The following is a 24,050-nucleotide window of genomic DNA, read 5'->3' as shown; positions in this document are numbered from 1 at the left end:
TTTATTTACATTATATCTATACAAAAATAAAAATACTTTTCCGATAGTTTCATAACTATTTGGATTGTTTCACAACTATTATATAACTATCACGCTACTATTCGCACAAAAAATTAAAAATAACTTATTTTTGCACTGTGAACATACATGAGAAATATATAAAACGTTGCATTGAGCTGGCCAAAAATGGTTTCGGGACAACATATCCGAACCCTATGGTGGGCAGTGTAATTGTTTTCGAGGATAAAATCATTGGCGAAGGCTGGCATAAAAAAGCCGGTGAGCCACATGCAGAGGTAAATGCCATACGATCTGTAAAAGATAAGTCATTATTAAAAAAAGCTACTATTTATGTCAGTTTAGAACCGTGCAGCCATTTTGGAAAAACGCCTCCCTGCTGCGATCTGATCATAGAGCATAAAATTCCGAATGTTGTTGTAGGAACTGTAGATCCTAATGAAAAAGTGGCCGGAAGGGGAATTAAGAAAATAATCGAATCCGGCTCTAATGTTACTGTTGGGATTTTAGAAGAAGAGTGCAATGAACTCAACAAAAGGTTTTTTACTTTTCATCAAAAAAAACGTCCTTATATTATATTAAAATGGGCAGAAAGCCTGGATATGTTTCTGGCTCCTGAAAAAGAAAATAATCAGGACCGAAAACCAGTCTGGATCACCAATACTTATTCAAGGCAATTGGTTCATAATTGGCGAAGTAAGGAACAGTCGATCTTAGCAGGAACACAAACCGTGATTGATGATAACCCAAAATTAAATGTTCGGGACTGGAGCGGAAACAATCCTGTACGCATTGTTTTGGATCAAAATAGCAGAATTCCTAAAAACAGCTCTGTTTTTGATGGCAGTGTTAAAACAATTGTATTTACAAAATCTGAAATTGTCAGCGGAAAAGAAAATACTACCTTTGAGATAATTGATTTTAGCCAAAATATAGTCCCTCAAATTTTAGAAATTTTATATCAAAACCAAATTCAGTCTGTTATCATAGAAGGCGGTTTACAGACTTTACAGACTTTTATAGATCAGAATGCCTGGGATGAAGCACGGATTTTTAAAGGAAGTATTTCTTTTGGAAAAGGAACAAAAGCTCCAATGATTTCAGGGGGAATTTCGTCTAAGATCAATATCGGAAGTGATGAATTAATACAAATTAGAAATCATGATTGATACTATAATTTTTGACTTTGGAGATATTTTTATCAATTTAGATAAACAAGCTACGATTTCGGGATTGGAGAAATTAGGTATGAAAGAGTGGAATTCTGAATTTGCCCGCCTGAATCTTATGTTTGAAGTTGGAGAAATTTCACATGATGATTTTTTGGAGGGCTTTCAAAAACAACTTCCAAACGCTTCTAAAGAAGAAATTCTGACAGCCTGGAATGCCGTATTGGCCGATTTTCCATTGTACCGTTTAGAATTCCTGCAAATGCTTTCAGGCAAATATCGTTTGTTTTTATTGAGTAATACTGATTCTATCCATATTGAAACTTTTGAAAATAAAAGTGGAATTTCTTTTTACAGTGATTTTTACCAATGTTTTGAAAAGGTTTATTTTTCATTTGAAATCGGAAAAAGAAAACCGGATCCGGATTCTTTTAAATACTTAATTAATAAACACGAATTGTCTCCTAAACGAACTTTGTTTGTAGATGACAAAAAAGAAAACACAGATTCTGCCGCTGCACTTGGATTTCATGTATGGAATTTACAAGTTGGTAAAGAAGATGTGGTTGATTTATTTGAGAAAAAAATACTTTAAAATTTACTTTTGGAATATAACGATACGTATCAAACTATAGCTTCTGAGTCTGAAGAAGTGCTGTTTAAAGAAAAAGGAAGCAAATTCTTTGGTTATGCTTTCCCACTACAAAGCGAAGATGAAGTAAAGCCAATTATCGAATCTTTAAAAAAACTACACCCGCACGCCGTACATTATTGTTATGCCTATCAATTGGGTACTGCACCGAAAATCTCTTATCGTGCAAATGATGATGGCGAACCTGGCAATACGGCCGGGGCTCCAATATATGGCCAGATACAATCTTTTGGGTTAACAAACGTTTTAGTAGTAGTCGTTCGGATTTTTGGCGGAACCAAGCTGGGTGTTGGCGGATTAATCGCTGCTTATAAAACTACAGCACAAATGGCTCTTGAGATTTCTGAAATTGTTGAAAAAACAATCGACGTACATTTTTTGATCTCTTTTGATTACAAAAACATGAATAAGGTGATGCGTGTAATTAAAGAAAAAAAACTGGACATCGTTTCTCAGGAAATGGAAATTGATGAAAATTCTGGGTTACCAATAGGCAAAATTGTCGCAAAAACAAGAAAAAAAAATGCCGAAATGATATTCGACATTTTTGATTTAATGTTTGAAATTGACATAAAAATGCTATAAATCAGTATTAAATTCCATTCGGATTTAACAATTATTCTAAGGTTTTAAATAACTCTAAAATATAATCCGGAGGTGCTGTAGGACGACCCGTTTTTAAGGAAATAAATACCAAAATAAACACTGCAGTTGTTAATAACTCGTTTGCTTCGTTATAGATTTCGCAGTCGAATTCAATCTTAACAGATGATTGACTTTTGAAAGTGGTATGAATAGTAAGAAGCTCGTCATAACGCGCCGATTTTTTATAATTAATCTGCATGGATACAATTGGCAGGCCAATACCGCTTTCTTCCATGCTTTTATACGAAATCCCTTTATTTCTAAGCCATTCCACGCGTCCTATCTCAAAATACGGGACATAATTTCCGTGATATACAACTCCCATTTGATCAGTTTCAGAGTAACGGACACGTACTTGAGTTTGATGATTTTTCATTATTTATATATTAAAAAAAATTAGTTTTTAAAACCTGCCTTACAACATTTTTTTATAAAATTAGAGGCCAAATTATTTTTTTTTACAGAAATTTGTTCACATATTTGTTATCCCGAAATTCGGAATAAAATTGCTCCTTTTTTATTAGGAGAATCTTTATCAATAATAAAAAAATTTATTTGAATCTATGACTAAAACTGCTCAATCGGTATGGGAAAACTGTTTGTCCTTTATAAAAGACAATATTCAAGATCAAGCATACAAAACTTGGTTTGAACCAATCAAGTCAGTTGAGCTAACAGACAATGCGTTATATATTCAAGTACCAAGTAAATTTTTCTACGAATGGCTAGAAGAACATTACGTAAAATTATTGAAAGTTGCGCTTACCAAAGAACTGGGAAAAAACGCAAAGTTACTCTATAAAATTAAAATGGAAAACACTTATGGCAATAAACAGCCGTTTACCGAGCAGCTGCCAAGTGCCAACAGAGTGCCGATGAAACCGCAAGAGGTTGATGCTCCGTTTAAAAACCTAAATCCTGAGCTTAAAAATCCTTTTGTAATTCCGGGAATTAGAAATTTAAAAATTGAATCGCAGTTAAATGCCAATTACAGTTTTGATAATTTTCTTGAAGGAGATTCTAACCGTTTGGCGCGTTCTGCAGGTATGGCTGTTGCCAATAAACCCGGAGGAACTTCTTTTAACCCACTATTGATTTTTGGAGGAGTTGGTTTAGGGAAAACACACTTAGCGCACGCGATAGGTGTAGAAGTAAAAGACAAATATCCTGAAAAGACAGTTCTATATATTTCTGCCGAGATTTTTACACAACAATATATCGATTCGGTAAAAAAGAATAATCGTAATGATTTTATTCACTTTTACCAGTTAATTGATGTTTTAATAATTGATGACGTTCAGTTTTTATCTGGAAAATCCGGAACTCAGGATGTATTCTTTCACATATTTAACTATTTGCACCAAAACGGAAAGCAAGTAATTTTAACGTCTGACAAGGCTCCTGTTGATATGCAGGATATTGAACAGCGTTTATTGTCGCGTTTCAAGTGGGGATTATCTGCAGAATTACATCAGCCGGATTATGAAACCCGTATTTCAATCTTAAAAAACATACTATATCGTGACGGTGTAGATATGCCGGAAGACATTTTAGAATATGTTGCCCGTAATATTAAATCTAACGTTAGAGAATTAGAAGGTGCAATTATTTCGTTAATTGCCCAATCTTCTTTTAATAAAAAAGAAGTAACTATTGAGCTTGCCAAAAGTGTAGTAGAGAAATTTGTTAAGAACGTTAAGAGAGAAATTTCTATCGATTATATTCAAAAAATTGTTTCAGATTACTTTCAGCTTGATATAGAAACACTTCAATCTAAAACAAGAAAGAGGCACGTTGTACAGGCAAGACAACTGGCTATGTTTTTTGCAAAGAAATTCACAAAAGCTTCTTTAGCAAACATAGGTTCACAAATTGGCGACCGCGATCACGCTACTGTATTACATGCTTGTAAAACAGTTGACAATTTAGTTTCTACAGACAAACAATTCAAGAAATTTGTTGAGGATATCAACAAAAAGCTAACGCTATAAACGCGAATCATGTCGATAAAAATTTTAATGGTTTGCTTGGGGAATATTTGCAGATCTCCTTTGGCCGAAGGCATCTTGGCATCAAAATTACCTCAGGATAAATTTTTAGTTGATTCCGCAGGAACTGGTTCCTGGCATGTTGGGCATTGTCCTGACAAACGTTCTATAGAAACAGCCAGAAAAAATGGCATAAATATTAGCAACCAAAAAGGAAGACAATTCAAAAATTCTGACTTTGATGAATTTGATTACATTTTTGTAATGGACAATTCTAATTTCCGCGATGTTATTCATCTTGCAAAAACTCCCGAACACAGAGCAAAAGTAAGTCTTATCCTAAACGAATTATTTCCCAACGAAAATGTCGATGTACCGGACCCCTATTATGGTACTGCAAATGGATTTGATAACGTTTATCAAATGCTGGACGAAGTAACTGATTTGATTGCAGAAAAACTTATTAAAAAACACGGATAATATAAATTCAATTGTTTCAGAAAATGAGATAATTGAATTTTTTAATTTAAAATAACATACCAATGAAACTTCTGGGAAAACTATATTTAATTCCAACTACAATGGGCGAAAGCGACCCTATGGATGTTTTACCACAAACTGTAAAAAGAAGTATCGAACTTATAGATCATTATATTGTTGAGAATGACAAAACAGCCAGAAAATCAATAAAGGCGGTTTACCCGGAAAAAAAACAATCTGAATTAGTTCTTTTTACACTTAACAAACGAACAGAACCGAGCGAGCATTTAGATTTTATAAAACCTTTATTAGAAGGAAAAAATATGGGATTAATGAGCGAAGCCGGCTGTCCAGGTGTTGCTGATCCCGGTGCTGTAATTGTAAAACTGGCACACGAAAAAGGAATTCAGGTTGTTCCTTTAGTAGGCCCTTCTTCTATTCTTCTTGCCATGATGGCTTCTGGAATGAACGGGCAAAGCTTTACTTTTAATGGATACTTACCTATTGATAAAGACGAAAAAAAATCGGCATTAAAACATTTTGAAAAATTATCTCAGGACAAAAACCAATCGCAGATTTTTATTGAAACTCCTTATAGGAATAATAAATTAGTAGAAGATATTCTACAGATCGTAAATCCGTCAACACATTTATGTATTGCAACTGACATTACATTACCAACGGAATTCATTAAGACAATGAAAATTTCGGATTGGAAAAAATTAAAAGTAGACTTACATAACAGACCAACGATTTTTATTATTCATAAAATGTAATTGAACCGATAATGAAAAAGATTTCAATGCTAATTTTGATTTTGATCTGTTTCACACAATGTCATTCTTCCACAGAAACTAAAACTTCAAAAGACAAAAAAACAGAACAAAATATTTCTAAAGAAAATGACTTTGACGACTCTGTTTCAGAAACAACTACAACTAATAATAATAATAATAATAATAATAATAATAAAGTCCAAATAAAAGAGGACACCAAAATATATGATATTGACTCAATTGATGTAAAACCTGATTTTGAGGGAGGGATTGCAAAACTTCAAAAATTTATTAGGTTTAATTATAAATATCCTGAAGAAGAAGGACTAACAGGAAAAGTTGATGTAAATTTTGTAGTAGAAAAAAACGGCTCACTCAGTGATATAAAAGTTACAAGAGATATAGGATTTGGCACAGGAGACGAAGCAATTCGCGTTCTTAAGAAATGTCCCAAATGGTTTCCTGCAACACATAACAACAAACTTGTTAGAGTTCGTTACTATTTAACGATACCAATAGATGTATATTATGAGCAAACTCCCTAACGTAACCACAAGCATCTTCACGGTAATGTCAAAAATGGCTGCCGAATACAATGCGATAAATCTTTCGCAGGGATTTCCAAATTTTCCTGTTGATGAGAGATTGACGGATATTTTGGCGAATCTGGCAAAAGAAAATGTACATCAGTATACACCAATGGCAGGTTATCCGCCTTTGATGAACCAGATTGCGAAATTAGTTTTCGATTCTTATAAACGAACAATAAATCCAGACTTAGAAGTTTTAGTAACTGCCGGAGCAACCCAGGGAATTTTTACAACAATTCTGGCTTTGGTGAAATCTGGTGATGAAGTAATTATTCTGGACCCGAGTTATGATTCTTACGAATCTCCCGTATTGCTTTGTAATGCAAAACCGGTCAGAGTTGCTTTAAACGATGATTATACCCCAAACTGGGATACGATTGAAAAAGCCTGTTCTTCAAAAACCAGACTGATTATTATTAACAATCCGCATAACCCTACAGGAAAAATTCTTAAAGAAGATGATTTTTTACAATTAGAAAGGGTACTTTCTAAACATCCTGATCTTCTTGTTTTATCTGATGAAGTGTATGAATACATCACTTTTGAAGAAAAACATATTTCAGCCCATACCAAAGATTTTCTTTTAGATCGCTGTGTTATGGTTTCATCATTTGGAAAATCTTTTCACATTACGGGTTGGAAAATAGGCTATACAATAGCGCCTGAATATTTGATGAAAGAAATAAAAAAGGTACATCAGTTTTTGGTCTTCAGTGTTAATAGTGTTTCTCAGGCAGCAATTAGTCAATATTTAGATATTGTAAATGTGGGCCTATTAGGAAAATTCTATCAGGAAAAACGAGATTACTTTCAGAAACTATTAAAAAACAGCCGATTTGAATTAAAACCATGCGAAGGAACTTATTTTCAGGTTGCTTCTTATGCTGCTATTTCAGACGAAGACGATGTTACATTCTGCAAAAAATTAATAACAGATCATGGTGTTGCTGCAATTCCAATTTCAACCTTTTACTCCGATCACAAAGACCAGAATTTAATACGTTTTTGTTTTGCCAAAGATGATATTACTTTAGAGTCAGCAGCCAAAAAATTATGTAACATATAAAATTTTTCAAAATTTTATAACATTATTATGCATGCATCCTATTTTATTTAACTAATATTGTAAAAAAGAAAAGTATGAGCTATACAGATAAAATGTTACGTGATGATGCCTTAAAAGGCAAAGTCATTGTGGTTACAGGTGGCGGAAGTGGTTTGGGAAAAGCCATGACTAAATATTTCTTAGAATTGGGCGCTCAGGTAGCAATCACCTCAAGAGATTTAGAAAAACTTAAAACTACTGCAACTGAACTGGAAGGTGAAACTGGCGGAAAATGTTTACCGCTTCAATGTGATGTTCGTCATTATGAAGAAGTAGAAAATATGCTCCAGGAAGTTTTAAAAGCTTTTGGCAAAGTAGATGTTCTTTTAAACAATGCAGCCGGAAACTTTATTTCACCAACAGAACGTTTATCTGCAAATGCCTTTGATACTGTTATCGATATTGTACTTAAGGGTTCTAAAAACTGTACACTTGCCTTTGGAAAACACTGGATTGACAGCAAACAAACATCGGCAACAATTTTGAATATTGTAACTACTTATGCCTGGACAGGTTCTGCTTATGTAGTTCCAAGCGCTACGGCAAAGGCAGGAGTTTTGGCAATGACAAGAAGTTTGGCTGTAGAATGGGCTAAGTACGGAATTCGTTCTAATGCGATTGCTCCGGGTCCATTTCCTACTAAAGGTGCGTGGGACAGATTATTGCCGGGAGATCTTGCTGAAAAGTTCGACATGGCAAAAAAAGTTCCTTTGAAGCGAGTTGGAGATCATCAGGAACTGGCCAATTTAGCAGCGTATTTAGTTTCTGATTTTTCTGCTTATATAAATGGCGATGTTATTACCATTGATGGTGGTGAATGGCTGAAAGGTGCTGGACAATTTAATTTATTAGAAGCAATTCCTGAAGAACTTTGGGATCAGCTTGAAATGATGATAAAAGCAAAAAAGAATAAATAATTACAAGTGCTTACTAAATTCAGAATATTTTATTAAAACTATACTGATTGCACCAAATCCCGACTGCATTGCTGTCGGGATTTTTTTATCTTTTTCACCATATAAGTGATATAACTTCAGCCAAGTACTGTTTTACCTGAATATCCTGTTGATTAAATTTACTTACATTACTTATATGGTTAAATAGCGTAATATGTTTAGACAATCCACTTAAATTATTATTTTTGCCACATAAATATATAACATCAATTTTATGCTCATTATTGGAATTGCAGGAGGAACAGGAAGTGGAAAAACAACAGTTGTACACCAAATCATGAATGAATTACCTGATACGGAAGTTGGAGTAATTTCTCAGGATTCGTATTACAAAGAAACCCATAATTTGTCGTTTGACGAAAGAGCATTAATTAATTTTGATCATCCCCGTGCCATAGATTTTGAATTGTTGGAAAAACATTTGAGAGCTTTAAAAGCCGGAGAAACAATAGACCAGCCTGTGTACTCTTTTATACAGCATAACAGAACTGACGATACTGTTTCTACGCATCCCAGAAAAGTTATGATTGTTGAAGGAATTTTAATTTTAACAAATCCTGAATTGCGTGAACTTTTTGATATTAAAATTTTTGTTCATGCCGATTCTGACGAAAGATTAATCCGTCGTTTAAAAAGAGATATTTCAGAACGCGGGCGTGATATCGACGAGGTTTTAAACCGATACCAAAATACATTAAAACCTATGCATGAGCAATTTATCGAACCATCAAAAGCTTTTGCAGATATCATTATACCAAACGATAAATATAATACTGTAGCAATTGATGTTGTACGTGCTGTAATTAATCAGCGAATTTTATAATTTTTATTGTAAATTTATTCCATAAAAATAAAGAGAGTTCCCGCTCCAATATCCTTTTTTATAAAAGGATATTGGTTTTTAAAAATTGAAAAGCTAAAATGAAAAATCCATACAAAGATAAATCCTGGTTCAAATTTCTTGGCAATAAATATGTTTGGGTTTTGTTGTTTTTTGTAGTGTGGATGTTATTTTTGGATAATTACTCTTATTTTGATCATCGCTTCTTAGACGATCAGATCAATGAACTTCAGGACAATAAAAAATATTATCAGGAAGAAATCAAAAAAGATCAGGAACAGATTAAACAGCTTAAAAATCCTGAGCAAATAGAAAAATATGCCCGCGAAAAGTATTTTATGAAAAAAGACAGCGAGGACATATATATCATTCAATTTGAAGGTGATACCATCGAAGACACTAAAGAATAAACAGAAAAAACCAGCAAATGCCTACTACCCTATTCGAAGATTTTAACCCGGTTTCATCCAAACAATGGAAACAAAAAATTCAGTTTGAATTGGATGGAGCAGATTACAACGAAACAGTAATCTGGAATTCTCCTGAGGATATTCAGGTAAAGCCTTTTTACCATAGAGATGAATTCTCAAAAGTTGCTTCTGTAGAAACAAAAGCTGCTGATTTTAAAATCTGTCAGAACATTTTTGTTTATGATGTAGAAAAATCTGCCCAAAGAGCTCTAAATACAATTGAACGAGGAGCAGAAAACCTTCGTTTTACTATTGAAAACGAAAAAACAGACGTTCAGAAATTATTACAAAATCTTCCTTTAGAAAACAGAATCGTTTACTTTAATTTGAAATTTATTTCAATCGATTTCGTAAAGTTATTAGACTCAATTTCAATACAAAAAAAAGCTGTATTTTATTGTAATCTGGATCCGATTGGCCATTTTGCAAGAGAAGGAAACTGGTTTGTTACTGCTGATAAAAATAATTTTGAAACTCTTGATATTATTTCAAAATCAACTACAAATCTATCTTTAGTAAGCATAGATTTAGGCTTATATCAAAATTCAGGAGCAAATATTACGCAACAGATTGCTTACAGTCTTGCACATGCAAATGAATATCTGAATCGTTTGATTGCTACTCCAAAACAAATTGTCTTTCAGGTTTCGGTGGGAACAAATTATTTTTTCGAAATTGCTAAACTTCGTGCCCTAAGAATGCTTTTTAATTTAATCGCAAATGAATATAATCCCGATTTAAAATGTCACATATTGGCCACTCCCACAAAACGCAACAAAACTATTTATGATTATAATGTAAACATGCTTCGTACCACTACAGAATGCATGTCTGCAATTCTTGGCGGTGCAGATGCAGTCGCCAATTTGCCTTATGATGCTTTGTATCACAAAGACAATGAGTTTGGAGACAGAATTGCCAGAAACCAATTATTGGTTTTAAAACATGAAAGCTATTTTGATAAAGTAAATAATCCTGCTGACGGAAGTTATTATATTGAAAGTTTAACTATGCAACTGGCAGAAAAAAGTCTCACGTTATTTAAAGATATTGAAGCTAATGGCGGTTTTTTAAAGCTTTTAAATGACGGAACTATAAAAAAGAAAATTCAGGAAAGTGCCAACAAAGAGCAAGCACTATTCGATTCTAAAAAAGAAGTTTTGCTTGGAACTAATAAATATCCTAATAAGGAAGATAAAATGAAACACGATTTAGAATTGTTTCCTTTTGTAAAAATTAAACCAAGAAAAACCTTAATTACGCCAATAATAGAAAAAAGACTGGCGGAAAAAATGGAACAGGAAAGATTAGAGCAAGAATAAAATGGGAATTTATTTCATCATTTTTTGGATACTATCATTAGTAATGATAATCACCTGCTTAGTTTATTTCACAATCGGAATTACATATAAAAACTATACAAAGATTTTTATAGCAATCACAAGTATGCTTTTAGCTATATTATTTTATTACTTACCTTACTATTTGATAATGAATAATATAATTAGCGCTCTTAAGAATCTTCGTTAGTCATCTAATAAATAAAATGAGAAAAGACCTTAAACATATAAAGCTGGAAGTTAAAAGTGAGCAGTTAAACGAACTGACGCATAACTCAGAACCTTTAACTCAAAACTTCACCACAGCCGAAGGAATCGAGCTCAAAAAAAACTATTCTGAAAAAGATATAGAAGATTTAGAGTTTCTTGATTTTGGAGCAGGATATGCACCAAATTTACGCGGCCCTTACGCTACTATGTATGTCCGCCGTCCGTGGACTATTCGCCAATATGCCGGATTTTCTACTGCAGAAGAAAGTAATGCTTTTTACAGAAGAAATCTTGCTGCCGGGCAAAAAGGTCTTTCGATTGCTTTTGATTTGCCAACTCACCGTGGTTACGATTCTGATCATGAAAGAGTTGTTGGCGATGTTGGAAAAGCCGGAGTTGCGATTGATTCGGTCGAAGATATGAAAGTATTATTTGATCAGATTCCGCTAGATGAAATGTCAGTTTCAATGACCATGAATGGTGCCGTGTTACCTATTATGGCATTTTATATTGTGGCTGCAGAGGAGCAAGGTGTTGAATTAAGTAAACTTTCAGGCACAATTCAAAATGATATTTTGAAAGAATTCATGGTTCGAAATACTTATATATATCCTCCAACCCCTTCAATGAAAATTATTGCAGATATATTTGAATTTACAAGCAAAAAAATGCCAAAATTCAATTCTATCTCTATTTCTGGATATCATATGCAGGAAGCCGGAGCTACAGCCGATATTGAATTGGCTTATACCCTGGCAGATGGTTTGGAATATATACGAACAGGACTTTCGACCGGGATGACAATTGATGATTTTGCTCCACGTTTGTCTTTTTTCTGGGCAATTGGCATGAATCATTTTATGGAAATTGCAAAAATGAGGGCCGGCAGAATGATCTGGGCAAAACTAATACAACAATTTAATCCTAAAAGTGATAAGTCACTGGCGCTAAGGACACACTGCCAAACAAGCGGATGGAGCTTAACAGAGCAGGATCCTTTTAACAATGTTGCCCGCACTTGTATTGAGGCAACTGCTGCAGCTTTTGGCGGAACCCAGTCTTTACACACCAATGCGTTAGATGAGGCTATTGCTTTACCAACAGATTTCTCTGCCAGAATTGCCAGAAATACCCAAATCTTTTTGCAGGAAGAAACTAAAATAACAAAAACAGTAGATCCCTGGGCAGGAAGCTATTATGTTGAAAGTTTAACAAATGAACTTATAGAAAATACCTGGAAGTTAATTCAGGAAGTTGAAGAGCTGGGCGGAATGACAAAGGCTATTGAAGCAGGAATTCCAAAATTAAGAATTGAAGAGGCTGCTGCGAGAAAACAGGCAAGAATAGACAGCGGTCAGGATATTATTGTTGGCGTAAATAAATTCAGGTTAGAAAAAGAAGATCCGTTGCATATTCTGGACGTTGATAATCAAATGGTTCGTAAACAACAAATAGAACGACTTGAAGAAATAAAATCAAACAGAGATACTGAAAAAGTAAATCAATCATTAGAAAAATTAACCGTTTGTGCCAAAGGAGGACAAGGCAACTTATTAGAAATCGCAATTGAAGCTGCAAGGAACAGAGCAACTTTAGGAGAAATCAGCGATGCTCTTGAAAGTGTTTTTGGAAGATTCAAGGCTCAAATTAAATCTTTTAGCGGTGTGTACAGTGCAGCAATAAAAAACGACGAGAGTTTTGAAAAGGCTAAACAATTAGCCGATAAATTCGCGAAACAAGAAGGAAGACGCCCGAGAATTATGATTGCCAAAATGGGTCAGGACGGACATGACCGCGGTGCGAAAGTAGTAGCAACAGGCTATGCCGATGTTGGTTTTGATGTAGACATAGGTCCGCTTTTTCAGACTCCTGCTGAAGCTGCCAAACAAGCTGTTGAAAATGATGTACATATTTTAGGTGTATCATCACTGGCTGCTGGTCATAAAACCCTGGTGCCTCAAGTAATTGAAGAACTTAAAAAACATGGACGCGAAGATATTATGGTAATTGTCGGAGGCGTAATACCGGCTCAGGATTATCAATATTTATTTGATGCCGGAGCTGTAGCTGTTTTTGGTCCGGGAACAAAAATTAGTGAAGCTGCCATTAAAATTCTTGACATCCTAATCGATTAAAAAAATGAAAAACCTGCTTTAAAAGCAGGTTTTTATTTGACTTGTTAGACTTTGTTGATTGTTGCATTACTATCTGCTTCAATATAAGAGAGATCATAACCTCCAAAGGCTTTCAGATAACTTTTTAAAGAAGTACCATAGGCATCTCTAAAATGTCTGTTCCCTTTGTTTTTAAAAAAGTTTTTTACTGATCCTGCTCCTCCAAGATGGGCAGCAGCTAAAATTCCGGATTCTGTAATTTCAATACCATCAATAACTTTTCCTTCATACTTTTGAATTTCATAACGCAAAATCCATTTGTTTTTGGATAGTAACGCAATAAAAGCTTTTTCTTGTAATGCAGGATTTTTTAAGAAGGCCTTGTCGTCTTCAATACCAATTGCTCTCAAAGCTTTAGAACCAAATTGGTATTTCCCCATATATCCTAAGGAATTCACTAACCGGTATTTCCCCTGAGATTCCTTAAAAGCAACTGCTTCTTTAAAACCTATAAGATGATTTCCGGTGTATGGGATATTTAAATTTAAATTAGGATAATCATCCTTTTCTGGAGATGGAAGTAAGTATTCGGATCCATCTGTTTTTTCTATTAAAAACCAAGGTTTGGTTTTTAGATTAAAGGGTTTAAAACCCAGGCTCAAAAATGTAATAATAACGATCAAACTTGTGTAATAGTACCATTTCTTTATCATAAATTGTTTTTCTTCAAAACGCTGTCACCCTTTTGAAATTTCTACGGTGCAAAGATAAGAAATACGAAACAATACTGATTTACAATAACTTAGTGGTTTTCTAAAATTAAAATATTTCTTTCAGCCCTTTATTGATGCACTTTTCGGGAGATTGGACAAAATCATTTTTTGTTCTCAAAAGCTGAAAAAAAAATTTCGAAAAACATCATTTTTATCAAATTTTTAGCATTTATGTTAAAAATGAAATAAAAAACTTACAATAAAGAATGTTTTTTAAGCTTATTTTGAATTATTGAGTAACTTTTTTTTTCATTTTAAGGTTAAAATATCAAAACAAAAAGGTTATTAAAATTAATTTTCTTGTCAAAAAAGCAAATTTAAGTTTAAGGAATTGTTATTTCAAATTAAAACACATAAAAATTTATACTTAAAATACGAAGTTCATAAAGACAAATTTTCACTTAAATAAAAAAACCGAAGCTTATGGCTCCGGTTTTCTTTATCTATTTCTTACTCTTTATCTTGTTACTCCCTGACCTGCAATCCAGTCTGAATATTTTTTTGCATTTATCTGATGCTGCTCATAGGTTGAAGCAAACTCGTGATAACCAAAACGATCTATACTTGCACAAAAGTATATATAATCGTGTTTTTCTGGGTTTAAAACTGCTTCTAGTGCTGTAATATCAGGCATTGCAATTGGTCCCGGAGGAAGCCCAACATTTACATAAGTATTGTATGGCGATTTCATAATCAAGTCATTATAAAAAACTCTTTTTATTACCTGATCAAAATCATTCGCTTTTAGTTTTAATGCGTAGATAACCGTTGGATCTGCCTGCAAAGGCATTGCCAAACGCAAACGGTTTAAATAAACTCCTGCAATACGCGGTCTTTCGTCTTTTTTAACTGATTCTTTATGAACGATTGAAGCTAAAATTGTAGCCTGAACTGGAGTTAATCCTTGTTTTTCTGCTTTTGAAATTCTTTCTGCTGTCCAGAAATTATGATACTCCTTAATCATTTTATCTCTGAATTTCTCTGCCGATGTATTCCAGTAAATTTCATAAGTATTCGGAATAAACATGGCAAAAACATTCTCTTCATTAAATCCGTTTTCTTTTAAGAAAGTAGAATCTTTAATGGCTTTCATTAGTGATAAGCTATCTGCCTCGATTTCTGAACCTACTCTGCCCGCAAAATTTTCTAAACGTTCCTGATTGTTAAACGCTAATTTTACAGGAACATTCGAACGCATAGTACGAACCAAATCGATATTATTCATATCTTTTTTGAGTAAAAAACGACCCGATTTTACATTTTCAGGATAGCTTCTTTTATTGGCTACCATTTCAAAATTATCAAAGTTCTTTATATAAGGTTCCAGTATTTTCTTAACATCAGTATAGTCTGCTCCTGTCGGAACATATACATAGACTTCTTTTTCTTCGAATTTAGTGTTTGCACTAAAAATTTTGCTAATTAAAATAAATCCGTAAATCATTAAAACTGAAATTACGGCAACGGCACTTAACGTGATAATTTTTTTTATACTCAAAGCTAAAAATTTTTAAATTTGTTTATTGATTAATTGAAAAATTGCTTCATCTTGATAGTGGCCATTTAGCAAAATCCAATCTTTTTTAATTCCTATTTTCTCAAATCCAAATTTAGTAAAAAGAGCTATACTTGCTACATTTCCTACATTAATATTTGCATATAATTGGTGGAGATTCAAATTATGAAAAGAATATTTGATTAACAGCTCTAATGCCTCAGAACCAATATTTTGGCTTCTGTTTTCTTTATTTTGAATCACTATACCAATTCCGGCTCTGTTATTTTTGGGATCAAACTCAAATAAGTCGATCAATCCTACAGCAGGAAAATCTTCGTCCTGGCAAATTGCCAAACGCAATTGCTTGGCTTCATAAATATCCTGATGTGCATTTTCAAGATATTGGCGAACCAAAAACCGACTATAAGGTGTTTGTGTATTACTGACTTCCCAAATGCTTTGATCATTTTCCATAGCATACACAAACTCTAAATCATTAGGTTCTAATGCACGAAGATAAACTGAATCGCCTTTGAGTGTGATCATTTAATTTTAGATTGTTGATTTTAGACTGTAGATTTAAGCTGCAGATTTTGGAATTTGGGATTTTAAAATTGAATTTGTCTTCGACTACACGCTCAGACTGACATCATTAATTAAATTTCGATTGTACCTTTAAAAACAAATTTTGCCGGCCCGGTTAAGAAAACATTCGAAAAATGATCGCCCATTTTATCAAAAGATACAACCAATTTTCCTCCTTCAACATTTAAGTTAATTGAAGTTTTGTCTGTTTGTCCTGTAGCATTCATGGCAATCGCAACGGCAGTAGCGCCGGTTCCGCATGCCAGGGTTTCATCTTCTACGCCTCTTTCATATGTGCGAAGTGAAAAAGTACTGTCGTCAACTTTTTTTACAAAATTAACATTACTCCCTTTTTCTCCATACAATTCGCCATAACGAATTGCTGCTCCGTTTTCTTTCACATTATAGTGCTCTAAATCATCTACAATTTGTACGTGATGTGGAGAACCTGTGTTTAAAAAAGTATAAGAATCTTTTTTCTGGATTTCATCAACATCTATCATTTGCAAGGAAATAATGGCATCATCACCAACAGATGCATGATGCAAACCATCTGTTGCAATAAAGGTAGTTTTATCATCAATAACTCCCAATTGATTGGCAAATGCAACCAAGCATCGGCCACCATTACCGCACATAGAACTTTGATTTCCGTCAGAATTATAATAAACCATTCTAAAATCGGTTTCAGAATCGTTTTCTAACAAGATCAATCCATCTGCGCCAATTCCGAAACGCCTGTCGCATAAACGTTCAATTAGTCTGATATCTTCTTTTGGGAAAAAATTAGTACGATTGTCAATCATTACAAAATCGTTGCCAGTACCTTGATATTTATAAAATTCTATTTGCATTTTTATCCTATTAATAAGTGCAAAAGTACGAACTATTAATTAATGAAATGTTAATCATTGTTAAAGAGCGTTAAACCATTTTACGAAATAATTTTTTCAATTAATTTTACGTACAAATAACTTAAACCTATATTCTAATTATGAAAAGATTTTCAACCTTATTTTTAGTATCATTAATGAGTGGTGCTACTACTCTTGGTGCATACAAGTTATTATTTGAGAGTAACAATTCTTTTTTTGGAAAAGGAAATTCTGTTGTAACTCTTGCCCCCGAATCATACGGAAAAAATGTTGGTTTAGCATCTGAAACAGTTGACTTTACCGAAGCTGCAGATAAAACAATTCATACTGTTGTTCACGTAAAAAATGTTTCTCGTCGAACAGTCAGCAATCCTATGTTGGAGTTTTTCTACGGCTATGGAGGCCAACAACAGCAGGAACAAGTAGGAACGGGTTCTGGTGTCATTATCTCTGAAGATGGTTATATTGTAACGAACAATCACGTTATTAAGGATGCCACCGAAATTGAAATTACTTTGAACAACAAAAAATCTTATAAAGCAAAATTAATTGGTACTGATTCTAAAATGGATATTGCTTTATTAAAAATTGATGCTGATGAAAAACTTCCTTACTCTGCTTTTGCAAATTCTGACAGTGTAAAAGTTGGTGAATGGGTTTTGGCAGTCGGAAATCCATATAATTTGAATTCGACAGTAACTGCAGGAATCGTTTCGGCGAAAGCCAGAAACTTAGATACAAGCGGAATACAATCATTCATTCAGACTGATGCTGCTGTAAATCCCGGAAACAGTGGTGGTGCATTAGTTAATACTCGTGGTGAATTAATTGGTATTAATACTATGATTTCTTCAATGACGGGGTCTTATGTTGGATACTCTTTTGCAGTTCCATCAAATAATGCCCGTAAAATTATTGAGGATATTATGGAATTTGGAAATGTCCAAAGAGGAATCTTAGGCGTTGAAGGCGGCGAATTAAACAGTAGCGCGTCTAAAGAATTAGGTATCTCTGAAACACAAGGTTTTTACATTAATAAAGTTACTCCAAAATCAGGAGCTCAAAAAGCAGGTCTTACCAAAGGAGATATTATTGTAAAACTTGACAATCAAAATATATCAACTTTTGCAGATCTTTCAGGCTATATAAATACCAAAAGACCAAATGACGTGGTACAAGTAACTTACATCCGAGAAGGCAAATCAAAAGTTGCTCCGGTAACTTTAAGTAAAAACGAGTTTTTTAGTACTGAATTTAAAGGTATTGAACTCGAAAATATTGATGCGGCTGACAAGAAAAAGTTCCGAATTGATTACGGGGTAAAAATCAAAAACATTACCAATGAAAATTTGATGCAGTATCAAAATGAATTGCAAGGTAATATTATATTAAGTATCGATAATATTAAAGCAACCAATGTTGAAACTGTTTCTAAACTTTTAAGTAAAAAGGATGAGGGTCAAAGTATCCGTATTGAAATGATCAATAAAAATGGAGAAATTTTTAGAATCATCATTTAGTCACAGCTTTCAGTTTAAGTCTTCAGTATCAAAAACTGAAAACTGAGACTGCGCCTGAAAACTCAAAAAAGCCATCTTAGAAATTTTTAAGGTGGCTTTTTTATTTTTAAAATAAATGCTAAAATAGTTTACGAAATCGATTGAAATGGATACTTTTGCGCAAAATTTTAAAATAGTGAGCATTTTATTTTTTTCAATTTATCAATTATGACAAAAAAATCTTTATACCAAAAAGAGGTATCATTGCAAGTCGACCGAAGAAGAGCTGGCGTCGAATTAATTAAAATTATAAGTGATTTATGGTATGACAAATCCATTGAAATGGTTTTATTTAAAAATCAATTATTGGATAAAAATGTCAGCGATATTATTAACCTGCATCAATATGCCGGTGAATTTGTCGGAAAACCAATCACAATTTTTGATTCAGTAGAAATAGCTCAGGTTATTTTATCATTAGATCTGCCTCCTGCTAAATTGGACTTGGGGAAATTAACTTATGAATATCGTCTAGAAGATGAAAAGTATCCTGATGCAAGGTATTTTGTGCTTGATAAATTGAAAAAGGCAAAATCATCAGAAGAAATTCAGCCAAAAGATGTTGTTCTGTATGGTTTTGGAAGGATCGGCCGTTTGCTAGCGCGAGAATTAATGTCAAAAACAGGAAAAGGAAATCAATTGCGACTGAGAGCGATTGTAACAAGAGATACAAATGATATTAATAGTTTAGAGAAAAGAGCTTCTTTATTACGATATGATTCAATTCATGGAGACTTTCAGGGATCGGTTATTGCTGACTCAAAAAATAATGCCCTCATAATTAACGGAACAACTGTTCACATAATTACAGCAAATTCACCAGAAGAAATAGATTATACTCAACATGGAATCAATGATGCTTTAGTTATAGACAATACCGGAGCTTTTACTACAGAAGCAGCTTTAAAACGACATTTAATTTCAAAAGGGGTTAGCAAAGTTTTATTAACTGCGCCAGGAAAAGGAGTTCCAAATATTGTACACGGTGTAAACCATAATGAATATAATCCTGATCAAGTTGATATTTTTTCTGCAGCTTCATGTACAACTAATGCCATTACACCCGTTTTAAAAGTAATAGAAGATACATTAGGTGTTGCAAAAGGTCATTTAGAAACTATTCATGCCTATACTAACGATCAGAATTTGGTTGATAATATGCATAGAAAGTATCGTCGTGGCAGAGCTGCTGCGTTAAACATGGTAATTACTGAAACCGGAGCAGGAAGTGCTGTAGCAAAAGCATTGCCGTCATTGGAAGGAAAACTAACTTCTAACGCAATCAGAGTGCCTGTTCCAAATGGCTCGCTAGTTGTATTGAGCTTAGAAATAAAAAAAGCGACCACCATAGCTGCGATTAATAAAATAATGAAAAAGTACGCTTTGGAAGGTGAATTAGTAGAACAAATAAAATATTCATTGAATAATGAATTGGTATCCTCAGATATTGTAGGAACTTCTGCTCCATCAATTTACGACAGCAACGCTACAATTGTTTCTAAAGACGGGAAAAATATTGTACTCTACATATGGTATGATAACGAATACGGATATAGTCATCAGGTAATTCGTTTAGCAAAATACATTGCCAAAGTTAGACGGTTTACTTATTATTAATATTTCTTACTTACAACACAGTATTTTTTTGCAAGCCACCAGTTTTTCTGGTGGTTTTCTTTTAATTTTAAATAGGTAATACAGTTGTGCTTTTTACCTCAGAAATAACAAAAACAGTATTAATCAAAGAAACTTCTGGTAAAATTGATAATTTTTTTTGATGAAAATGGTGATAGCTTTCCATATCCGGAATTATAATTTTTAACATGTAGTCAAAATTTCCGGAAACGTAATTACACTCCACAACCTCCGGCAAATTCAAAATCGATTGATTAAACCCTTCAGAGGTATCATAAGTCTGCTTAGTTAAGGTTACCTGACAATAAACGGTGAGATTATTTCCTAATTTTTTCTTATTCAAAATCGAAACATATTTCTCTATAACGCCCTCTTTTTCAAGACGTTTAACTCTATCATGAACAGGCGTAAGAGACAGATTTATTTTATTTGCAATGTCCTTTAAAGTATAATGGGCATTTTCCTGCAAAAGTCGTAAGATTTTTTTGTCAATTTCATCTAAAGCCATAACGAAAACGTTTTCTTAAATTAGTAAAATTTAGTCTTTTTTTCTTTTTTAAGAAGTTCAAAGCTATCAAAAAAGAATATTTTTCTGTAAAAATATAAAATAAAATAATATTTTCTTATTTATTAGTGAATTATCAATAATATCTTCTCTATCAGTAGATTTGTAAAACAATTACAAAAAATAAAAAAAATGATAATAGGTGTTCCAAAAGAAATAAAAAATAACGAGAACCGTGTAGCATTAACACCAGCTGGTGTTTCTGAAATGAAAAAACACGGACATGTAGTATATGTGCAATCTACCGCAGGTATAGGCAGTGGTTTTGCCGATGAGGAGTATACAAGTGCAGGTGCAACAGTTTTAGCTACTATCGAAGAAGTATATGCTATAGCTGAAATGATTATCAAAGTAAAAGAGCCTATTGCATCTGAGTACCCGTTAATCAAAAAAGATCAATTATTATTCACATATTTCCATTTTGCTTCATCAGAAGAATTAACTCATGCTATGTTGCAAAAAGGAGCAGTATGTTTAGCTTACGAAACTGTTGAAAAAACAGACCGCAGTTTACCATTATTAGTTCCAATGTCAGAAGTAGCAGGTCGTATGGCTATTCAACAAGGGGCAAAATATCTTGAAAAACCATTAAAAGGAAGAGGAATACTTTTAGGTGGTGTTCCGGGTGTTCCACCGGCAAAAGTACTAGTATTAGGTGGAGGAATTGTTGGAACTCAAGCTGCAAAAATGGCTGCTGGTTTAGGCGCTCAGGTTACTATCATGGATTTAAGCTTGCCACGTTTACGTCAATTAGATGACATTATGCCAGCAAACGTAAATACTGAGATGTCAAACCATTATAATATTACAAGAGCAATTAAAGATGCTGACTTAATTGTTGGAGCCGTTTTAATTCCAGGAGCAAAAGCACCTCACTTAATTACTCGCGACATGTTAAAACTAATGCGTCCGGGAACTGTAGTAGTAGACGTTGCAGTTGATCAGGGAGGTTGTATTGAAACATGTACTCCAACAACACACGAAAATCCAACTTTCATTATTGATGATATCGTACACTACTGTGTTGCTAATATGCCAGGAGCTGTACCTTATACATCTACTTTAGCTTTAACTAACGCAACTTTACCATATGCATTGCAATTGGCAAATAAAGGTTGGGAAAAAGCTTGTGCTGAAAATGAAGAATTGAAAAAAGGTTTAAACGTAGCGAATGGAAAAATCCTTTACAAGGGAGTTGCAGAAGCTTGGAATCTTCCTTTTAACGAAGAATTAGTGCTAGCAAACGCATAGTTGCCAGCATTATATAAGTGCTTACTAAATCTAAAAAGACCTTTCTTAACTGAAAGGTCTTTTTTTTATACCAAAAAAACCTGCCTTTGTCAAGGCAGGTTTTATATTAAGATTATTTTTCATCCAAAACTTCTTCTAAAACTTTGGCCTCAGTTCCATTAGGGAAAGAAACTTTAATTTTTTGGGCAAGAGTTGGGGCAATTTCAGTAATAGCCTTTTTATCATAAGACTCTCCTTTTTTAATATGCCAACCATAAAAAATAGCAGGAACATGTGTATCATAACTGTATAGAGTTCCGTGGGAAGTACCTGTTGTAGAATATTCCATATCGCCAGGTTTATTAATTACCACGATGTCACCGTCCTGAGTAACATCATATCCTTTTGCTACGAAATCTAAATAATAATCATTTCCTGAATTTGCTAAAATCTCTTCTTCAGTATATACTTTTTTGATCTGTGGTAATGAAATCAAAAACTCTTTAAATGTTTGTTTTACTTTTGCTAATTCCAATCCTTTATCTTTTATGATTTGTTTGTTAAAGAAAATATTAAAATTAGAATAATTAAGAATTAAATCTGTTCCAAATGTTTTAGTCGAGAAATCCTGCAAGCTTTTCTTAAAGTCTTTTGAAGGATAGTTATCGACATTATATTTACGGTCTTTTAAGTAGATTACATTCTCAGCACCTGCATGATCTGCTGTTAAGAAAAGCAAATAATTATCTTTACCGACAGTAGTGTCCAAATAATTTAAAAAGTCAGCTATAGTCTTATCCAATCTCAAATAAGTATCCTGAAGCTCCATAGAACGAGGCCCCAATAAATGTCCTACATAATCAGTAGATGAAAAACTAACCGTTAAAAAGTCTGTTATATTATCTTTTCCTAATTCTTCCTTTTCAATAGCTTTCATGGCAAACTCTGCCAATAAATCATTTCCGTAAGGTGTCGATCTTAAAATTCCAGCATCATTCTTTTCATACATTTTCTTTAGATCATATGGAAAAACAGGAGCTGCGCTTCCGTATAATTTTCCTTCGTAGGGATTGTTATCAGGTAAGCTTTCATTATATACTGAAACTGGTTTATATAAATCCCATCCTTTATTTATATAAGGCATATAATGTTTCTCATTATTGAACTGATTCACCCATTCTGGAAGTTTTTCACCATAAAAAGAACTTGAAATAAAAGATCCTGTTTTGCTATACCAAAAAGCCCAATTTGCAAAATGCCCGGCAGGAAGAATCGCACCACGATCTTTAAGACTCATTCCAATTACTTTTCCTTGAAAATTGGTGGCCATTCTTACTTCATCGGTAATTGTAGTGCTTTGAAGATTTTTCGGTGACATAGCTCCTTCTTCCACTGTTCCATCCCCTATCGTTTTCACTCCTGCATCGTCAGTGCAATACATATCTTTTCCAAGTGCTCTGCTAAACCACTCATTACCTACAATTCCATGAGTAGAAGGCGTTGTGCCTGTATAAATTGAAGCATGCCCCGGAGCGGTATATGTTGGCATATAATTGTAATGCATATTCTGAAAAGTATATCCATTATCCATTAATCTTTTAAATCCATTTGGTGAGAAATCATCTGAAAAGCGATATAAATATTCCATTTTCATTTGATCTACGACAATACCTACTACTAGTTTGGGGCGTTGTTGAGCATTTAAATTTGAAAGAACAAACAATGTCAACAATACAATACTTTTTTTCATACTTAATTATATATTTAATACAAAAATACAGATTAGCATTTAAAATGGCTAATTGAGTATAATTTAAAACAAAAAATTGACTGTAATTTAACAGATATAATTTATATCCAGATGTGAAATAAGAATAATCATGGATGAAGCACAAAGCTTGGGGAGGAAATGTCAAAATAAAACAAGAACTTTGCAATCTAAGAATTTTATATGACCCCTATAGAGCTTTTGAAGT

Annotated in this window: 23 protein-coding genes; 16 read left to right on the top strand and 7 right to left on the bottom strand. The window is 33.4% G+C overall.

What is annotated here, in order from left to right; all coding sequences use genetic code 11:
• The first annotated feature begins 137 nt into the window (after positions 1-137).
• Genes ribD through JOD96_RS17730 form a run of 3 tightly spaced genes read left to right on the top strand, consistent with a single transcriptional unit; the run spans position 138 to position 2,424 of the window.
• Positions 138-1,187: a bifunctional diaminohydroxyphosphoribosylaminopyrimidine deaminase/5-amino-6-(5-phosphoribosylamino)uracil reductase RibD gene (gene ribD / locus JOD96_RS17740; protein WP_209565571.1), complete on the top strand. Its 1,050-nt coding sequence runs from the start codon at positions 138-140 to the stop codon at positions 1,185-1,187.
• Entirely contained in the window at positions 1,180-1,782 is a 603-nt protein-coding gene (locus JOD96_RS17735; RefSeq protein WP_209565570.1) for an HAD family hydrolase, read from the top strand. Before ribD ends, JOD96_RS17735 begins: the two co-directional genes overlap by 8 nt.
• A 9-nt stretch (positions 1,783-1,791) precedes the next feature.
• Positions 1,792-2,424: an IMPACT family protein gene (locus tag JOD96_RS17730; protein WP_209565569.1), complete on the top strand. Its 633-nt coding sequence runs from the start codon at positions 1,792-1,794 to the stop codon at positions 2,422-2,424.
• 31 nt (positions 2,425-2,455) lie between these two features.
• Here JOD96_RS17730 and JOD96_RS17725 read toward each other — a convergent pair whose 3' ends face one another.
• Positions 2,456-2,860 (bottom strand): acyl-CoA thioesterase, encoded by a 405-nt coding sequence (locus JOD96_RS17725; protein ID WP_163394513.1) that lies wholly within the window; start codon positions 2,858-2,860, stop codon positions 2,456-2,458.
• Between the two features lie 187 nt (positions 2,861-3,047).
• Between JOD96_RS17725 and dnaA the strand changes: the two genes are divergently transcribed.
• The 10 genes from dnaA to scpA all read left to right on the top strand — a co-directional run bounded on the left by dnaA (position 3,048) and on the right by scpA (position 13,375).
• Positions 3,048-4,475 (top strand): chromosomal replication initiator protein DnaA, encoded by a 1,428-nt coding sequence (gene dnaA / locus JOD96_RS17720; protein WP_209565568.1) that lies wholly within the window; start codon positions 3,048-3,050, stop codon positions 4,473-4,475.
• A gap of 9 nt (positions 4,476-4,484) precedes the next feature.
• Positions 4,485-4,952: a low molecular weight protein-tyrosine-phosphatase gene (locus JOD96_RS17715; protein ID WP_209565567.1), complete on the top strand. Its 468-nt coding sequence runs from the start codon at positions 4,485-4,487 to the stop codon at positions 4,950-4,952.
• Positions 4,953-5,014: 62 nt separating this feature from the next.
• Complete coding sequence (locus JOD96_RS17710) at positions 5,015-5,728, top strand: SAM-dependent methyltransferase (protein ID WP_209565566.1); 714 nt, start codon at positions 5,015-5,017, stop codon at positions 5,726-5,728.
• An 11-nt stretch (positions 5,729-5,739) separates the two neighbouring features.
• Positions 5,740-6,273: an energy transducer TonB gene (locus JOD96_RS17705; protein ID WP_209565565.1), complete on the top strand. Its 534-nt coding sequence runs from the start codon at positions 5,740-5,742 to the stop codon at positions 6,271-6,273.
• Complete coding sequence (locus JOD96_RS17700; RefSeq protein WP_209565564.1) at positions 6,257-7,384, top strand: methionine aminotransferase; 1,128 nt, start codon at positions 6,257-6,259, stop codon at positions 7,382-7,384. Before JOD96_RS17705 ends, JOD96_RS17700 begins: the two co-directional genes overlap by 17 nt.
• Positions 7,385-7,458: 74 nt before the next feature.
• Positions 7,459-8,340, top strand: coding sequence for an SDR family oxidoreductase (locus tag JOD96_RS17695; RefSeq protein WP_209565563.1), 882 nt, complete (start codon positions 7,459-7,461; stop codon positions 8,338-8,340).
• 253 nt (positions 8,341-8,593) lie between these two features.
• Complete coding sequence (gene udk, locus JOD96_RS17690) at positions 8,594-9,202, top strand: uridine kinase (protein WP_209565562.1); 609 nt, start codon at positions 8,594-8,596, stop codon at positions 9,200-9,202.
• Positions 9,203-9,300: 98 nt separating this feature from the next.
• Positions 9,301-9,630 carry an FtsB family cell division protein gene (locus JOD96_RS17685; protein ID WP_209565561.1) on the top strand — a complete coding sequence of 110 codons (330 nt, stop codon included), beginning with the start codon at positions 9,301-9,303 and terminating at the stop codon, positions 9,628-9,630.
• A 17-nt stretch (positions 9,631-9,647) separates the two neighbouring features.
• Positions 9,648-11,012 carry a methylmalonyl-CoA mutase subunit beta gene (locus JOD96_RS17680; protein WP_209565560.1) on the top strand — a complete coding sequence of 455 codons (1,365 nt, stop codon included), beginning with the start codon at positions 9,648-9,650 and terminating at the stop codon, positions 11,010-11,012.
• A gap of 224 nt (positions 11,013-11,236) precedes the next feature.
• Positions 11,237-13,375: a methylmalonyl-CoA mutase gene (gene scpA, locus JOD96_RS17675; protein WP_209565559.1), complete on the top strand. Its 2,139-nt coding sequence runs from the start codon at positions 11,237-11,239 to the stop codon at positions 13,373-13,375.
• 44 nt (positions 13,376-13,419) lie between these two features.
• Here scpA and JOD96_RS17670 read toward each other — a convergent pair whose 3' ends face one another.
• From JOD96_RS17670 to dapF, 4 genes are all read right to left on the bottom strand, one after another.
• Positions 13,420-14,067, bottom strand: coding sequence for a peptidoglycan-binding protein LysM (locus JOD96_RS17670; protein ID WP_209565558.1), 648 nt, complete (start codon positions 14,065-14,067; stop codon positions 13,420-13,422).
• Between the two features lie 517 nt (positions 14,068-14,584).
• On the bottom strand, positions 14,585-15,625 hold the full coding sequence (mltG, locus tag JOD96_RS17665) for an endolytic transglycosylase MltG (RefSeq protein ID WP_209565557.1): 1,041 nt from the start codon (positions 15,623-15,625) through the stop codon (positions 14,585-14,587).
• Between the two features lie 12 nt (positions 15,626-15,637).
• Positions 15,638-16,171 carry a GNAT family N-acetyltransferase gene (locus JOD96_RS17660; RefSeq protein WP_209565556.1) on the bottom strand — a complete coding sequence of 178 codons (534 nt, stop codon included), beginning with the start codon at positions 16,169-16,171 and terminating at the stop codon, positions 15,638-15,640.
• Positions 16,172-16,281: 110 nt separating this feature from the next.
• Positions 16,282-17,064, bottom strand: a complete 783-nt coding sequence (gene dapF, locus JOD96_RS17655; protein ID WP_209565555.1) for a diaminopimelate epimerase — start codon at positions 17,062-17,064, stop codon at positions 16,282-16,284.
• Between the two features lie 140 nt (positions 17,065-17,204).
• Here dapF and JOD96_RS17650 point away from each other — a divergent pair, with 140 nt between their 5' ends.
• On the top strand, positions 17,205-18,605 hold the full coding sequence (locus tag JOD96_RS17650) for a trypsin-like peptidase domain-containing protein (RefSeq protein ID WP_209565554.1): 1,401 nt from the start codon (positions 17,205-17,207) through the stop codon (positions 18,603-18,605).
• A gap of 207 nt (positions 18,606-18,812) precedes the next feature.
• Complete coding sequence (locus JOD96_RS17645) at positions 18,813-20,261, top strand: glyceraldehyde-3-phosphate dehydrogenase (protein WP_209565553.1); 1,449 nt, start codon at positions 18,813-18,815, stop codon at positions 20,259-20,261.
• 67 nt (positions 20,262-20,328) lie between these two features.
• Here the strand turns inward: JOD96_RS17645 and JOD96_RS17640 are convergent, their stop codons facing one another.
• Complete coding sequence (locus JOD96_RS17640) at positions 20,329-20,787, bottom strand: Lrp/AsnC family transcriptional regulator (RefSeq protein WP_041516998.1); 459 nt, start codon at positions 20,785-20,787, stop codon at positions 20,329-20,331.
• A gap of 189 nt (positions 20,788-20,976) precedes the next feature.
• On the opposite strand from JOD96_RS17640, the gene ald reads away from it, so the two are divergent.
• Positions 20,977-22,095, top strand: a complete 1,119-nt coding sequence (ald, locus tag JOD96_RS17635; protein WP_209565552.1) for an alanine dehydrogenase — start codon at positions 20,977-20,979, stop codon at positions 22,093-22,095.
• Positions 22,096-22,207: 112 nt separating this feature from the next.
• Here the strand turns inward: ald and pafA are convergent, their stop codons facing one another.
• Positions 22,208-23,824, bottom strand: coding sequence for an alkaline phosphatase PafA (pafA, locus tag JOD96_RS17630; RefSeq protein ID WP_209565551.1), 1,617 nt, complete (start codon positions 23,822-23,824; stop codon positions 22,208-22,210).
• Positions 23,825-24,050 lie beyond the last annotated feature (226 nt).

It is taken from the genome of Flavobacterium sp. 1355 (genome assembly GCF_017833415.1).
Taxonomy (GTDB): Bacteria; Bacteroidota; Bacteroidia; order Flavobacteriales; family Flavobacteriaceae; genus Flavobacterium.
Note: the sequence above shows the minus strand (reverse complement) of the source record. Positions and strands in the feature narration are given on the sequence as shown.